The 15,628-nt window shown below is 65.4% G+C and carries 15 protein-coding genes; 10 read left to right on the top strand and 5 right to left on the bottom strand.

The window, feature by feature from the left end:
- Positions 1-155: 155 nt before the first annotated feature.
- From RIT73_RS03425 to RIT73_RS03415, 3 genes are all read right to left on the bottom strand, one after another.
- A complete protein-coding gene (locus RIT73_RS03425; protein ID WP_309130653.1) occupies positions 156-647 on the bottom strand; it encodes an Lrp/AsnC family transcriptional regulator in 492 nt (163 codons plus the stop codon).
- 55 nt (positions 648-702) lie between these two features.
- Entirely contained in the window at positions 703-2,346 is a 1,644-nt protein-coding gene (locus RIT73_RS03420) for a glycosyltransferase family 2 protein (RefSeq protein ID WP_309130652.1), read from the bottom strand.
- Positions 2,347-2,518: 172 nt separating this feature from the next.
- A complete protein-coding gene (locus tag RIT73_RS03415) occupies positions 2,519-3,643 on the bottom strand; it encodes a hypothetical protein (RefSeq protein WP_309130651.1) in 1,125 nt (374 codons plus the stop codon).
- Positions 3,644-4,040: 397 nt separating this feature from the next.
- Between RIT73_RS03415 and RIT73_RS03410 the strand changes: the two genes are divergently transcribed.
- Complete coding sequence (locus tag RIT73_RS03410; RefSeq protein ID WP_309130650.1) at positions 4,041-4,904, top strand: SDR family oxidoreductase; 864 nt, start codon at positions 4,041-4,043, stop codon at positions 4,902-4,904.
- A 235-nt stretch (positions 4,905-5,139) separates the two neighbouring features.
- The gene (locus tag RIT73_RS03405) at positions 5,140-6,033 is read left to right on the top strand and encodes a glutamate ABC transporter substrate-binding protein (protein ID WP_309130649.1); all 894 of its coding nucleotides are present in this window, start codon (positions 5,140-5,142) and stop codon (positions 6,031-6,033) included.
- Between the two features lie 101 nt (positions 6,034-6,134).
- Here the strand turns inward: RIT73_RS03405 and RIT73_RS03400 are convergent, their stop codons facing one another.
- Entirely contained in the window at positions 6,135-7,028 is an 894-nt protein-coding gene (locus RIT73_RS03400) for an IclR family transcriptional regulator (RefSeq protein ID WP_309130648.1), read from the bottom strand.
- Between the two features lie 114 nt (positions 7,029-7,142).
- Positions 7,143-8,216 carry a LacI family DNA-binding transcriptional regulator gene (locus RIT73_RS03395; protein ID WP_309130647.1) on the bottom strand — a complete coding sequence of 358 codons (1,074 nt, stop codon included), beginning with the start codon at positions 8,214-8,216 and terminating at the stop codon, positions 7,143-7,145.
- 146 nt (positions 8,217-8,362) lie between these two features.
- On the opposite strand from RIT73_RS03395, the gene RIT73_RS03390 reads away from it, so the two are divergent.
- The 8 genes from RIT73_RS03390 to RIT73_RS03355 all read left to right on the top strand — a co-directional run bounded on the left by RIT73_RS03390 (position 8,363) and on the right by RIT73_RS03355 (position 15,562).
- A complete protein-coding gene (locus RIT73_RS03390; RefSeq protein ID WP_309130646.1) occupies positions 8,363-9,256 on the top strand; it encodes an ABC transporter substrate-binding protein in 894 nt (297 codons plus the stop codon).
- 28 nt (positions 9,257-9,284) lie between these two features.
- Positions 9,285-10,088, top strand: a complete 804-nt coding sequence (locus tag RIT73_RS03385) for an amino acid ABC transporter permease (protein WP_309130645.1) — start codon at positions 9,285-9,287, stop codon at positions 10,086-10,088.
- A 13-nt stretch (positions 10,089-10,101) separates the two neighbouring features.
- Entirely contained in the window at positions 10,102-10,878 is a 777-nt protein-coding gene (locus RIT73_RS03380; RefSeq protein WP_309130644.1) for an amino acid ABC transporter ATP-binding protein, read from the top strand.
- Positions 10,879-12,015 (top strand): Gfo/Idh/MocA family oxidoreductase, encoded by a 1,137-nt coding sequence (locus RIT73_RS03375; RefSeq protein WP_309130643.1) that lies wholly within the window; start codon positions 10,879-10,881, stop codon positions 12,013-12,015.
- A 37-nt stretch (positions 12,016-12,052) separates the two neighbouring features.
- Positions 12,053-13,186 (top strand): FAD-binding oxidoreductase, encoded by a 1,134-nt coding sequence (locus RIT73_RS03370; protein ID WP_309130642.1) that lies wholly within the window; start codon positions 12,053-12,055, stop codon positions 13,184-13,186.
- Positions 13,187-13,354: 168 nt separating this feature from the next.
- Entirely contained in the window at positions 13,355-13,558 is a 204-nt protein-coding gene (locus RIT73_RS03365; RefSeq protein WP_309130641.1) for a hypothetical protein, read from the top strand.
- A 33-nt stretch (positions 13,559-13,591) separates the two neighbouring features.
- Entirely contained in the window at positions 13,592-14,314 is a 723-nt protein-coding gene (locus tag RIT73_RS03360; protein ID WP_309130640.1) for a Fic family protein, read from the top strand.
- Positions 14,315-14,434: 120 nt separating this feature from the next.
- Entirely contained in the window at positions 14,435-15,562 is a 1,128-nt protein-coding gene (locus RIT73_RS03355) for a class I SAM-dependent methyltransferase (RefSeq protein WP_309130639.1), read from the top strand.
- Positions 15,563-15,628 lie beyond the last annotated feature (66 nt).

Here is a 15,628-nt window from a genome sequence, read left to right as displayed (position 1 = left end):
GGTTCAGGTCACGTTTCCAGGCCTTTTCAGGGCTCCCGGACGGGCGGCCGGCTGTGTCGCGAAGAGTGGACGTACGGACCCGATCACGCGCTGAGCGGCGGACATTTGGCCGAGCCGGAGGCCCCACCATCACCGCCGAGCGACACTGAACCGCCTCAGTGGCTGTAGGAGCCGGGCCGGCTGCCTTCCGCCTCGTCGAGGATGAGCAGCGAACGGCTCGAGACGACCCCGGGCACCTCATGGATGCGGCGGAGGATCACCTCGGACAATGCCGTGTTGTCCGGGGCATTGACGGTGACGAGCGCATCGATGTCGCCGCTGACGGCCTGCACCTTCTCGACGAACGGAAGTTCCGCGAGGTCGTCCCGGACCTCGGGCCAGGGGCGCTCGCCGATCTTGACGACGACCACGGCCATGACGGACATGCCGAGGGCGGAGCGGTCCACCTCGGCGGTGAACTTCCTGATCGCTCCCGACTCGACGAGGGCGGTGAAGCGCTTGTGCGCGGCAGAGCGGGAGATGTGGACGCGGTCGGCCAGCTGCCGCACGCTCAGGCGCGAGTCCTCGACGAGCGCGGCGATGATGCTGCGATCGATGTCGTCGAGGTCGAAGGCCAAGGGAAGCTCCTGACGTGATTGCGCGGTCATCCCAGACTAGCGGGTCCGAGGCCGCGGGGGCACAGTGCCTTGCCCTTGTGCTGAGTCAGCGGAACTCCGCGCGAGCCTTCTCGGTGACGGCGAAGGTCTCCCGATACCGTCCCAGGAGCAGCCGCGACTGGGAGTGCAGGGCCGTGGACGAATTGAACACGAGCATCGAGACCGGGTAGAGGAACCACTGCAGGTACATCCCGAGGGTGCGTGACCTCGGGCAGTTGAACGGCCTCGGCGGGAGCAGTTTGACGTGGACGACCACCGCGACGAGCAGGCAGACCGTGCCGATCTGCTGCAGACCGCCCACGATGAAGGGCAGCTGATCGACGATCGTGGGAACGGGCGCGGATCCGAATTCCGCCGAGGCGGTCCCCGAGAGGATGAGGAATGGAATCCAGCCGCCCACCGCGATGATGAGCGAGACCACGGCGAGCGACACGTGGCCCTCGAGCAGGACGAGCAGACGCAACCAGCCGTCGAGGACCGGCAGTCTGCGCCGGTGCCGGATGAGGTTGGCGGCGACATAGGGGACGTCGGAGGCGCCGTACGACCACCGGCTCAATTGGGCGAACTGCGCCCGCAGGGTCTGCGCCAGGGTTCCGGCGACGACCGCGTCCTGCAGCACGGGAACGTGGATCGGGACGACCGTGTAGTCCCCGCCGAAGTGCAGATAGGAGCGCCAGTACTGGTGACCGTCCTCGACGATGGTGCGCTTCGACCAGTAGCCCATCGACTCGAGCGCATCCAGGGGCTGGGAGTGCGAGGCGAAGTTCCGCAGGGCGAAGGGACGGACCGAGCTGACAAGGTTCCAGAAGCTGTTCGCCGAGGCGATCACCCGGGTCGGCGCCGGCGCCTGCCAGATGTTGTTGGTGTAGAGGCTCACGGGCTGATAGCTCGCCCGCCCCCGGTTCGCGGTGAGCGCGAACTCGTAGCTCACGGCGTCGAAGTAGCTCTCATGGACGCGGTTGTCGCAGTCGAGTGTGGTGACGATGACCAGCGAGGGGTCGAGGCCTTGCGCGGCCGCCCAGGCGGAGACCCGGTGTCCCGCGTAGGTGATGTTCGCGCCCTTTCCGGCGACCTCGTCGGGCAGGTCTGCGGGATGCTCGACGACCTCGAAGTGACCGAAGGACTCTCCGAAGACCTCCTTCACCCGCCTGACGGTCTCCGCGATCGGGCGACCGCCGCGTTCCTCGTAGGCGAAGAACACGGCCAGGTGCTCGGCGGGCAGGGCGGACTGGACGAGAGACCTCAGGCTCGCCTGCACGACCTCGAACGGTTCGTTGTACGCGGCGATGATGACTGCGTGCCGGATCGAATGCGGATCGGGGATCGAGGAGGGATCGGCTTGCACCTCCTCGACCATCGCGCGGTGCCGGGAGACACGGTACGACTGATGCGGGGAGGCGGGAACCGACAGTCCTCGCCTCGCCAGGGACAGATCCACGAGACGGGCCGCGTAGTCGACCCTGATCGCGGCCCGGTAGCGCAGGTACCCCCGAGTCAGGTCGACGGCGCCGCGCACGCTGCGGACGAAGACGAGTCCGGCGATCCCGAGCACGAATCCCACGGCGAGCAGTGGGCTGAAGAACGGCAGAATGAACAGCAGCGTGAGAGCGAGGCCGCTGACGATTCCGGGGACGAGCTCGCAGGCTCGATACAGACGGTCGCGCCGACCCAGAGGAATCTCGATATCCACATGCTCACTGTGACCTGACTTGAGGACCGAAGGGTGCGAAATCGGTGGGAATCGGGACTTGTTCGGCAACTCTTCGACTCGAGTTCACCGATCCGCGGGCCCGTCGGCGGGGGAGGCAGTGTGAGGGCCGAGTCGCCGGACTCGGCCCTCACTGGCAAGGGATGCGGAGCGTTCAGACCTTCTCGCGGCGGGCAATGCGGGTGACAGTCTTGACGATCATGAGCACCAGCAGCAGGATTCCCACGTACCCGTTGATCACATAGACGATGTTGACCATCTGCGAGAACGGAATCAGCAGGCCCACGATCGTGCCGACAACGGCCAGTGCGATCGTCAGGTACTTGAACTTCGATGACTTGTCCTCGAAGAACCGTGACGACACGGTCCACAGCAGCGGGATCGCCGTGGTGTAGATGCCCGCGAGGATCATCACCGAGATCGCTGTCGCCACCCAGGGGCCCAGGTCGCCGGCGAGCACGAGCATCGGAATCTCCGCGTCGAAGACACGTTCCATGTTGGCCAGCAGTCCCAGGCCGACGACGATGCAGGCCAGAGAGAAGAGCACGCCACCGGTCAGCCCGCCGGCCGTCGCCTCGCGCCGGCTCTTCACCGTCTTGCCGAGGGCGGCGAGGAACGCCGCGAGCCAGAGCATGCAGAATCCGACATACGACAGACCCGAGAGGAACCAGTTGGAGGACGCGCGAGTGACATCGAGGTCGGGGAGGATGGCGTTGCCGACGGCAATCCCGGAGGGGTCGCGGAGCACGCCGAAGAGGCCGAGCGCGATGGCGACGACGACGATGATCGGTCCGATCTTGCCGATGACGTCGACCAAGCTGTTCAGACCGAACCACACGGTGAGGCAGACGGCGGCTGCCAGGGCGACACCACCGATGTACTTCGACAGTCCATAGTGCTCTTCGAACACCGCCCCGGCTCCCGCGATCATCACGGTGAAGCTGAGGAAGACGAAGAGGATCGAGAAGTAGTCGAAGAAGACACCGAGATGCTTGCCACAGTAGTGGTAGAACACATCAGAGGGCTTGGCGAACTGCTGCGCCCGGCCGACGAGGAAGAACTCGACAGCCACGTAGGAGATGAGGACGAGGACGAGCAGTCCGGTGCCGAAGACTCCCCAGTATCCGTAGGAGGCGTAGTACTGGAGGATCTCCTGGCCGGTCGCAAAACCCGAGCCGATGAGGAATGCGATGATCGCCCCGGCATAGGTGAACACGCGGAGGAAGCTGGTCTTCTCTCCCTTGGGCACTTCGGTGGTGGAGACGACGCTGTCAGTCATGGATGTCCTTCTTCATTGAGGGGAACGTTTCGCTGGTTCGTGTGTTGTCGAGTCGACGCGCTCTCTGGACTGCTCGGGTCGCCGGCGGAATGTCCATCCGCGGCGATGAAAGTCCACCGGCACCGGTGAATCAACAACTGATATATCAGATTACAGGAAAAGATGCGACACGTTGTCAACGCGGTCGACGCTTGGATCCCGCGGTGGTGGTGGCCTGAGGAGTTCAGGCTCGTCAGTGTCCCCGGGTAGCGGCAGAACGCTCCCAGGTCCGCAATCAGAACTGGAATCCGTCCTGGGGCATCGGCGATCGAGCCCGGGTCCAGGCCGTGGACTATCGTTGGCCGGTGAGTGAGAACAACGGCACGATATCGAGAACACAGGGATGGGGAAACGCGCGATGAGTGATCTGACCGGCAAGATCGTCATGGCGATCGGTTGCGGCACCCCGGACGGGCAGGTCAACAACGGCTTCGCTGCGGCTCGCGCCTTCCTCGCAGCCGGCGCCAGGGTGTGCATCGTCGACCGCGATCCGGCCGCCCTCGATCACGCGCGGTCCGCGCTGCAAACCGAGGGCCACCTCGGCGCGCAGGCTTCGCTGGAGGCCGACGGCCACCTCGGCGAGAATGGCCCGGATTTCACGACGATCGCCGCCGACGTCAGCGACGAGAATTCGCTGGCTGCCGCTTTCGCGCACTGCGCGGACGTCCTCGCTGCTCCCACCGTTCTCCACTACAACGTCGGCATCGTCGTCAACGGCGGGCTCGATACCCTTGACGCGGCGGCTTTCACGACTGCTCTCGACATCAACCTCGTCGGGGCGTTCCGTGCGATGAAGCTGGCGCTGAGGCACATGCGCGAAGCCGGCGGCGGGTCGATCATCACGGTCTCCTCGGTCGGCGGGATGCGGCACATGGGCTACGACTATCCCGCGTACGCGGCGTCGAAGGCGGGGCTGATGGAACTGACCAAGGCCACCGCACTCCAGCACGCCCACGAGGGGATCCGCGCGAATTCCATCGCCCCCGGGCTCATCGAAACGCCTCTCATTCACGGGTCGATCTCCGGTCACTACGGGTCGGTCGAGGAGATGCTGGCCGCTCGGCACGCGCTCTCACCGACGGGACGGATGGGACGACCCGAGGACATCGCCGAGCTCGCGGTCTTCCTCGCCTCCGACGTCTCCGCGTACATCAACGCCACGGTCATCCCGGTCGACGGTGGGCTCATCCAGCAGGCCGCGCGACCGGTGGTGAAGGGGTGATCCCCGGAGGAGCACCTGAGCAGGAGTCCGAGAACGAGGTGCGGGCTGAGAGACTCATTGATCGGTGAGCGATGGTGCTGGTGGCGGCCGATCTCGTCTTCTGCGTCGTCGTCATTGTCAAGCTTGGCTGCAGAAGGATGGCACCAAGACCACGAGCAGGCGTTTCTCGGTAAGGTGCAAGGGAGGTTGGGCGGTTCAGCTGCCCTTTTCCCGTGATGCTCAAAGGAGAGATGCAATGCGAAAGACTTTCTGGCGGTCCGCGATCGCGATCGGTTTGGGACTGGTGATGCTCAGCGCTTGCGGGCAGTCGGGGACGCCGAATGCTCCCGGTGAGGACGCTGCTCAAGCAGCACCGGAATACGAGGTCAACGAATCGGCAGACTTCGCAGAATCATCTGTGTGGAAGGAGGCGAAGGACTCCGGCACCCTGAAGTTCGGGGTGAAGCTGGATCAGCCGGGCATCGGAAATCTCGAACCAGGCTCCGATGCACCAGTGGGCTTCGAGATCGAACTGGCGAAGATGGTGAGCGCACATTTGGGATTCGCACCCGAGGAAATCGAATGGGTCGAAGCTGCTGCGACAAACCGAGAGGCTTTCCTGCAGCAGGGGACCGTCGATCTCATCGCGGCTTCCTACACGATCAATGACGAGAGGAAGAAGGTCGTCGACTTCGCGGGCCCCTACTACATCGCCGGGCAGGACCTTCTTGTGCAGGAGGATTCCGACATCCGGGGAACGAGCGATCTCAAGGGGAAGAAGGCGTGCGCGACCATCGGTTCCGTGCCCGCCCAGAGGATCGAGAAGGACTTTCCCGAGACCGAACTCGTCACGTATGACTCGGTGTCGAAATGTCTGACGGACCTGCAGTCCGGTGCCGTTGATGCGGTGACGAACGATGACCTTATCCTCAGAGGGTTCGCGGGTGAGGGCAGCGGACTGCGGTTGGTGGGCGAGCCCTTCTCGGAGGAGCCGCTCGGGATCGGAGTGAAGAAGGGCGACGAGGTGCTCCGCGACGCCGTCAACGACGCACTTGAGGACGCCAAGGAGTCAGGGGCCTGGCAGCAGGCGTTCGAGCACGCCTTCGGAAGTACGGACGGTGCCGAAGCTCCCGAGATCGATCGGTATTGATGGTGACTGCTGCGACTGTCCGCGGCAGTCCATCACTTCTAGAACTATGCATCTGTTCCGGAACAGATGCATAGTTCCAAAAGTGATGAGGCATGGCGGCGTCACGAGGGGGCGCTGCCGGCGGTGAGCGCCTCGGCGATGGCACGCGCCTCGTGGCGGAGGAGGGCGACGAGGCGTTCGACCCGGGGGCCGGTGATGCGATCGGCGATGCTCGCGATCGACAGGGCGGCGCGGGGCCGGCTGCCGCGGATCCTCAGGGGTACCGCCACCGCCCATGAGCCCTGGGCGAAGAGGCCCGGGTTGTGGACGAAGCCGTCCAGCCGCGCTTGGTCGATGATGTCGCGCAGCTGGTCGATCGAGACCTTCGGGTACTTCTCGGCGAGGATCTGCGCATTCGCCTCGAACTGGGCGTCCACCTCGGCGCTGGGGAGCTCCGCGAGAATCGCGAGACTGCCCGCGCCGATCCCCAAGGGATGGCGGTCGCCCACGGCCAGGGCGTTGTTGAAGATCTCGCCGAAGCCCTCTTCGCGGCGGGCGCAGATCGAGTAGCTGCCGGTGCGCAGGGTGAGGAAGACGGTGTCCTGGCTGAGCTCGGCGAGCCGGAGGAGACTCGACTCCGACTCGGTGACCAGCGGATCGACCGACTTCTGCGCGAGCTGACCGAGGATCTGCGACTGCACGCCGAGGCGGTAGCCGCCTTCGTCGAGCCGTTCGACGTAGCCCATCGCGATGAGCGCCTGCAGCATCCGGTGCACGCTCGCCTTGGGTCGGCCGCTGATCGAGGCGACTTCCGACAGGCTGGCTCCGCCGCGGCGCTCGCTGGCGATGAGGCCGACGAGGTTGAGCAGCGTCAGTGCGCGTTGGATGCTCTGGGCGCCGGTGCCGGGTTCGAGATCGTCGACGGCGTGGGCGACGTTGAACGAGGCCGAGCGGCGGAGGATCTTCCCTCGCATCTTCATTCGACCCAGATCCTCGGGTCCGAGGCCGTTGTCCATCTCACGATTATTGCCCGACCGCAGAGGGCGGTGGCGCGAAATCCATGATGTGGAACGGTGGTGCGAGCTCTGCCGGCCCGAGATGCGGGGCGTGACTGCAGGGGCCAGTCGTGTTCAGCCGGAGTGTGCCGCCACTGCGACCGGCCCGATGGAGTCGCGTCTGATCAGCGTCGCCTCGAGAGGCTCTTCAGTGGTGCCCGGGGTTCCGCTGATCTGCGCGATCAGTTTCGCGGCCGCTCGCGCGCCGGCAGCATAGACCGGCTGGGCGATGACGGTCAGCCGCGGAGAGATGAGCGTCGTCCATTCGAAGTCGTCGTACATGAGGAATGAGACGTCATCGGGAATCCGGACGGCTCGGCGAGCGAGCTCACCGAGCAGTCGTTGGGCGATGAGGCTGTCTGAGGCGACGAAAGCCGTCGGCGGATCGCCAGAGAGGAGATCGTCGACGATGGCGGAGACGGCTGCGGAGGAGCGGGCGTTGAACCGGATGAGGGCGGGATCCGCCTCGAGACCGTGGATGACGAAAGCCTGATGCAGACCGTGGATGCGCTGCCGGACGGGCGCACCATCGAGATCGGCGTCCCAGTCGAACGGCTCGTCCCAGTCCAGGCTGGAGAGGTATGCGACTCGCCGATGGCCGGTCCGGATGAGCTCCTCGATCGCCGCCGACGTCGCTGCGGAGAAGTCGACGGTGACCGCCTCGGCGTCGAGGTCCTTGATCTGACGATCGAACTGGACGAGCGGGATGCCGAGGTCGATGACCTCTTGGAGATGCTCCGTGCGCCCGGGGAAGCTAGGGGTGACAATGAGACCATCGACCTGCTTCTCTGTGAGGACGCGGACGGCGTCGACCTCCGCCTCGACGTTCTCATCCGTGTTGAGCAGCATCAGATCGTAGCCGGCGGCGCGTGCCGTGTCGCTCATCCCGCGCACGGCCAGGCCGAAATGCGGATTCTCGATCTCGCTGACGACGACGCCGAGGATGTTCGACCGGCCCGTCGTCATTGTCGCCGCCAGGCGGTTGCGGCGGAATCCGAGGTCTTTGGCAGCTTTCTGGACTTTGTCGCGCACAGCCTGGCTGACCTGGCCGTATGATCCCAGCGCTCGTGCCGCCTGGGCCTTCGACACTCCAGCGGCAGCCGCGACATCGGCGACAGTGGCCGATCTGCGACGAGCTTCTCGGGTCATGGGATTGCCCTCCAAGGGGTTGACGTGACGTGTGTCATGACTCTACAGTCGATTGTACTTCCGACTGAGACCGGTCTCAGAGACCGCTCTCAGGATGACAGCAGACGGACAGCAGACCACGCAAAGGCGCGAGAACGGAACCCGACATGAGAATATCCCGCCGGATCAGAGCAACGATCGCAGTGCTGAGCGCACTGGCATTGACCGCCGTTCTGGGGGCATGCGGTGGAGCAGCAGCGAAGGACGACCCCTACGGCCTCATCACTCCCGGAACCATCCGGGTCGCCAGCATCGGCGATGCGAAGCCCTACACCTTCACGAACAAGGACGGGCAGTTCACCGGCTTCGACGTCGAATTCTTCACGGCTGTGGCTCACGAAATCGGCATCGAGCACGTCGAGTTCGCGGGTCAGGACTTCGCTGCCATCCTCTCCGGTGTCGCGAACGGCCAGTTCGACGTCGGAGTGGCCGCTATCGGCATCACCCCCGAGCGGAAGGAGACCGTCGACTTCACCGACGACTACCTCGCCGGCTACCTCACCCTGATGACCGCTCCCGATGCCGGGGTCGAGAAGCCCGAGGACACCGATGGGCACCGGGTCGGAGTGGTGCAGGGCTCGCTGCAGGAGGCGTACGCGAAGAAGAACTTCCCCGGCGCCGAGCTCGTCCGCTTCCCCGACAACAACACAGCTGTCTCGGCCCTCAACTCCGGCAGCGTGGTCGGTCACTTCCTCGACTTCGAAGCGGCGAAAGACTACACGAAGCGATTCGACCTCATCAACGCTTTCGACGTCCCCTCGTTCGACGCCCCAGCCGGATTCGCCATCGCACACGGAAACGACAAGCTCCGCGAGGCCCTGAACAAGGGAATCGCCGAGGCGATCGCGGACGGCACGTGGAAACGGCTCTACCAGAAGTGGTTCCCGGATTCCCCGATGCCCCAGCAGTACCTTCCGCCGGAGGCCGGCGATGAGCCCTCCACCCGACAGACATCCACACCGGAACCGAGCGAAGCAGCCCGGACCGAAGACGAGGGCTGAGCCGCAGGCTCGACCCTGAGGAGACACAATGGACAATTTGGAACTGCTGCGCCAGACGTTCCTGGACGGCCAGGCAATGCTCGACGTACTGCCCCAGCTGTTGGGGACCGGGCTGAAGAACACACTTGTCATCTCGATCTGGGCGACGGTCATCGGCACCGTTTTCGGAATGATCCTTGCGATCGCGGGCATCTCCCGCTCGTGGTTCATCCGCAGTCTCGCCAGAATCTACACCGACATCTTCCGCGGCCTGCCGGCGATCGTCACGATCCTGCTCGTCGGCCAGGGACTGGCCCGGGTGTCGAGGGACCTCTTCGGCGCGAGCCCGTACCCCCTGGGGATCTTCGCGCTCAGCCTCATCGCAGCCGCCTACATCGGAGAGATCTTCCGCTCGGGAATCCAGAGCGTCGACAAGGGTCAGCTGGAAGCGTGCAAGGCGCTGGGAATGAGCTATCCGAGAGCGATGGCGCTCGTCGTCGTTCCGCAGGGCATCCGCCGGGTCCTGCCGGCCCTGGTCAACCAATTCATTTCGATCATCAAGGACTCGTCCCTGGTGTACTTCCTCGGACTGCTCACGGCGGAACGGGAGCTCTTCCGGGTCGGTCAGGACGCTGCGGTGAATACAGGCAACCTCTCGCCGTTGGTGATGGCAGGAATCTTCTACCTCATCATCACCATTCCCCTCACCCACGTCGTCAACTACATCGACAACAGATACCGGACCGGACGGCGGAAGCCGGCCGCACCTCGCAGCGGATTGGATGAAGTCAGCGAGCTCTCGAGCTCCCGCGCCGCCACGCCACCCATCCGCACTTCGACAGGAGCACAGTGACATGCAGGAGACAATGACAATCGCGGAACAGGCGGAGAAGAAGTCCGACCACGGCGCGGAGTACAAGGGCGGAGCACTGGAGCTGCGTGACATCTTCCTCGCCCACGGCGACATCGACGTCGTGAAGAACATGAGCCTGAAGGTGGCCGCCGGGACCACGACCTGCGTCATCGGCCCCTCCGGCTCGGGCAAGTCGACGCTCCTGCGGGGCATCAACCGACTCCACGAACCGCGCAGAGGGGACATCCTCCTCGACGGTCGCAGTGTCCTGCGGGACAAGCCGGAATCGCTGCGGTTGCGCATCGGCATGGTGTTCCAGCAGTTCAATCTGTTCCCCGACCACACCGCCCTGGAGAACGTGGCGCTCGCCCCGCAGCATGTGAAGAGAATGCCGAAGGCGCGTGCCAGAGAGATCGCCCGAGCCCGTCTGTGCGAAGTCGGCCTCGACTCCCGATCCGATCACCGGCCCCGGGATCTTTCGGGCGGTCAGCAGCAGCGGGTCGCCATCGCCCGGGCGTTGGCCATGGACCCCGAGGTGATGCTCTTCGATGAAGCGACCTCCGCTCTCGACCCGGAACTCGTCAACGGGGTCCTCGAACTCATGGCCGGTCTTGCCAAGGGAGGAATGACCATGGTCGTCGTCACTCATGAAATGGGTTTCGCACGCAAGGTCGCCGACCAGGTCGTGTTCATGGACGAAGGCGAAGTCGTCGAAGTGGGACCGCCCGAAGTCCTGTTCGAGACGCCGAAGACCGACCGACTCTCCCGATTCCTCTCGGAGGTGCTCTGAATGACCCTCAGCAACTCGCTCCACGGCTTTGACGGCCCGATCCACGGCTCTCGAGACCCGATCCCCACTGCGATCGTCGGCTTCGGCGTCGCCGGGCGCGTCTTCCACGCGCCGCTCATCGCCGCCGATGACGACTACGAACTCGAGGCGATCGTCACGGCGAATGAGGATCGCAGGTCTCAGGCGCAGCAGACCCATCCGCACGCCGCGCTGCTTGGCTCCTTCGACGATCTCATTGACCGTATCGATGAGGCCGGGGACATCGATCTCGTCATCCTCGCCACCCCTCCCGGCCTCCACCGGGAACAGGCGATCACGCTGCTCGAACGAAACATCAGCGTCGTCGTCGACAAACCGTTCGCCCCGAGCGCGGCCGACGCGCAGGCGATCATCGACGCCGCTGCCCGTTCCGAGGGCGTCCTCACCGTGTTCCAGAACCGGCGGTGGGACGGCGACTATCTGAGCGTGAAGAAACTCATCGATTCCGGCGCGCTCGGCGATGTCCGCAGCTTCGAGTCCCGCTTCGAATGGTGGAGCAGTCGGAACGGCGCTCCCGGGTGGAAGGATGTCACCCCGGTCGCCGAAGGCGGGGGGATCCTCCTCGACCTCGGCCCCCACCTCGTCGATCAGGCCATCGGACTGTTCGGTCCCGTCGCCGAGGTGAGCGCCGACTTGGTCCGTCACTCTCCGGGCGAAGGCGCGGACGAGGATTCCTTCGTCACGCTCGTTCATGACAACGGCGTGCGATCCCGATTGTGGATGAACCGGATGACCCCGGTGGACGGCGAACGGTTCCACCTCGTCGGCTCCGAAGCGGGGCTGAGCAGCCGGGGCAAGGACCCACAGGAAGCTCAGCTCGCCGCAGGACTCACACCCACCTCGGCGGATTATGGTTCAGCGGCGGGAGGCATGCTCCTGCACCGCCCGGGTGAGACCGTCGAGGTCGAGCAGGAACGTGGATGCTATCCGGAGTTCTACCGGCTCCTGAGTTCGGCGATCCGCGGAGACGGTGAACTACCGGTCGATCCGCAGGATTCCGCCCATGTGCTCGCACTGCTCGACGAAATCCACACTCGCTTTCCGGTGGCGACCGGCCGCCTTGGGGAAGCTGCGGCCGTCGGCTCCGCACATCCTTGAACGCTGATACCCATTTGAACCTGAAGGAGAACAGGAATTGTCCACTGACACCCGCCACATCGTCGTCCTCGGCGGCGGAGCACTCGGCATCTCGACCGCCGCTCATCTCATCCGCAAAGGCGTCGACGTCACTGTCGTCACCGAAGCGGAACTTGCCTCCGGCGCCTCCGGCCGCTCCCTGTCGTGGCTGAACTCGGCCGGAGAGCGGTCCCAGGAATACCACGACTTCCGTCTGGCTGGAATCGACCGCTACCGCGAGCTCAAGGCTGCGCACCCCGATTCCGACTGGCTCGAATTCGGCGGCGGAGTCTTCTGGGGAACCGGTGCTGAGGCGGCCCGGGATCGGCACGATGCCGAGGTGGCGAAGGACTACGCCTCCCAGCTCCTCGACCCGCAGTCGCTGTCCGAGGTGGTTCCGGGGCTCAACGCCGTAGCCGTGGACTCGGCGGCGGTGTTCAACCCGGAGGAAGGCTGGGTCAGCCTGCCCCACCTCATCGATCACCTCTCCGCGCAGATCACCGAGGGCGGTGGACTCATCGTCACCGGTGCCGGTAGGAGCTCGGTGCTCACCGAGGGCGGCCGAGCCCTCGGCGTGCGCACCGCATCGGGCGAGGAGCACCGAGGCGATGCCGTCGTCGTGGCCTGCGGACCGCAGACGCCCGCGGTCGTCGCCGAACTCGGCGTCCGCCTCGAGGATGCCTCCCCGCTGTCCATGCTGGTCATCTCCGAACCGTTCGAGGTCCCCGAACGAGTCGTCCTCAACACCCCTCGTGCGGCCGTGCGGCCGAACCCGGGATCGACGATCGCGATCGACCACGATTGGTACGAAGACCAGATCGTCACGAACGAGGACGGGACCTACGACATTCCGCAGGAGACTGTCGACGAGCTCGTTGCGGAGGCCGCGCGCCTCTATGCCGGTGAGCCCGGCATCAGGGCCGCTGGATGGAAGATCGGGCTCAAGCCGATCCCCGGTGACGGGGAACCCGTGTTCGGCGAGCTGGACTCGGTTCCGGGCTGCTACGCCATCTTCACCCATTCGGGTGCGACCCTTGCCCTCATCGGCGGAGAGCTCGTCGCCAACGAACTCGTCGACGGCGTCAAGGAGGAGATGCTGGCGACGTTCCGGCCGGAACGATTCGGGCAGTCACAGGTCGCCGCAGCATCCTGACACCAAGGACGACGCCGCATCTCGGATCTCTCGACCCGAGATGCGGCGGCGTCTGACTGCGCCGGCGGCCCTGCAGCAGCGACGTTGAATCGACGACTGACTGACCTCAGGCCATGCCAGGCCCTGGCGGTAGAATGGCTGACATCTTCTGAGCATGAAGGGGGCGTCATGGCGACCACAAGGACGTTGTCGAAGGCCGAGATCGACCGATTGGAAGCACAAGTCGCAGCGGGTCAGCGGATGGCCGGCGAAGAGGAGACCGATGCTGACCGGACATTGGGTCGCCGAGTACTGGCTGGAGAACTGAGCGCAGACGAGGCGATCGAACAGCGACTTGCGCAGATCGATGAGAAGTACGGGCCCACTCGGTAGTCGAAGGCGCACGATGACCGGGGGCAGGCCTTGATGCCGGACCACTACACGTATCCCGGCACCGAGGTGCTGATAAACATTCCCGGCTACACAGACTCGGAGGCGTGGAAAGAGGCTGAGACAGCCATCATCGGCTTGCGCGCCCGTGAACTCGCGCTGCACCCGATCCCCGGCGACTTCGACCTGCCCCATCTGCAGGCGATCCACGCCCGGTTGGTCGAGGGCTTCTACACCTGGGGCGGGGAGCTGCGGGACACGAACACCGGCCCGGAAGGTACAGGGATGGCGCACTGTCTGCCGGAGTACATTCCCGCCGAATCCGCGCCGGACTTCGGTGCGCTCGCCGGGATGAACCATCTGCAGGCCCTGGATCGCGATGAGTTCTCGCGCGGTCTGGCGTGGACCTGGGGAGAAATCACAGCGATCCATCCGTTCCGCGACATCAACACGAGATCGCAGTTCGTGTTCTTCAATCAGCTTGCCGCCTCGGCGGGATGGCTGATCGATTGGAATCGGATCGACCCGCACGTGTTCGCTCACGCCCGCATCCGAGCCATCGCGGTCAGCGAGGACGGGATCGATGCTTTGCTGTGCCCGGCGCTGATCCCGTTCGACGCACATGAAGAGCCGGATGGCGGGTCCCGAATGCTCCCGTCCGCTGACGAATTCACCCGGCCGCGAGCAGCGCGAGAACCTGAACTGCTCGAACAGGAATTGCTTGCCGCGCTGGAGCGGCGAATCGGCGATCGTAACTGAGTAAGGCCTGTCCGCGACGCAGGCCCGCCGTGTGACAATGGGGAAGCCCTTCGCGCCTCACTTCCGAGGTGCACCGACCCCTAACTGCCGATCCCGAACCTCCGACACCAAGGGAGTCCCGTGCCCGTAATCGACTGGACCGAGGACGGCCACGCACACTCGGCGACCTGGCACTCGGAAAGCAACGCTCCCGCCCCTGACCGCGTTCTCGTCATCGGCGACGAGACCAACGCGAACACGGCCTACCGACTCGCGCGCAAGGGCACGGCGCTGCTGTGGCGCGGCGACTTCCACAACGCCCGGCAGCTGCTGAGTGCGATGGCCCGGCGGGTCGACCGCGACCTCTCTCGCCGAGGTGACCGGAAGACTGCGCGAGAAGCCTTCTTCGCTCAGCGTGAGGCGCGGGCAGAGCGGGCCGCAGTCCTCGGCCGGCTCATCGTCGAGCTCGACGCCGACCATTCCCTCAACCTGCGCCGTGCACCCGACGTGCGCGACGCCTGTCGAGACGCCTACGGCGAACCCGACTCGGCGATGTGCGTGTCCTTGACGGAGCTGCAGGGCGTGCTCAGCGCCCGCGGCTGGTACGAGAAGGGGGTGCCGATCCCGGCCCTGGACGCTCGGATTCATCCCCGCTACGGTGTGTTCTCCCCGGTCAGAGGCGAATACGTCCACCTCGTCGCACGTGCGCCCATCCCCGCCGAGGCGATCACCGCCTTCGATCTCGGCACGGGCACCGGGGTGCTGGCCGCCCTGCTCGCCCGGCGCGGGATGGAGGGCATCGTCGCCACGGACATCAACGAACGTGCCGTCGAGTGTGCGAACGAGAACTTCGCCCGCCTCGGGTGGTCGGACCGAGCCTACGCGGTCGAAGCCGACCTGTTCCCGGACGGGGAAGCCGACCTCATCGTCTGCAATCCGCCATGGCTGCCGGCCCAGCCCACCTCGGCGCTCGAACTCGGCATCTACGACGAGGATTCGTCGGTTCTCCACCGCTTCCTCGACGGCACGGCCGAGCACCTGAAACCGGGAGGCGAGGCGTGGCTGATCATCTCCGACCTCGCCGAGCATCTGGGTCTGCGGACCCGCTCGGACCTGCTCGACCGGATCGCCACCGCCGGGCTGCGGGTGATCGATCGGCTCGACACCACGCCGACCCACGGCCGTGCCACCGACGAGTCGGACCCCCTGCACGCGGCGCGCAGCCGCGAAGTCACCTCGCTGTGGCGGTTGGAGATCGCGACCGACTGAAGCGTGGCCGCCTGAAGCGCGATCCCGAATCGCTGGTGCTCTGCGGCAGATGCGAGCAGCCAGCGT

Source organism: Brevibacterium sp. (genome assembly GCF_031179145.1).
Lineage (GTDB): Bacteria > Actinomycetota > Actinomycetes > Actinomycetales > Brevibacteriaceae > Brevibacterium.
Note: the sequence above shows the minus strand (reverse complement) of the source record. Positions and strands in the feature narration are given on the sequence as shown.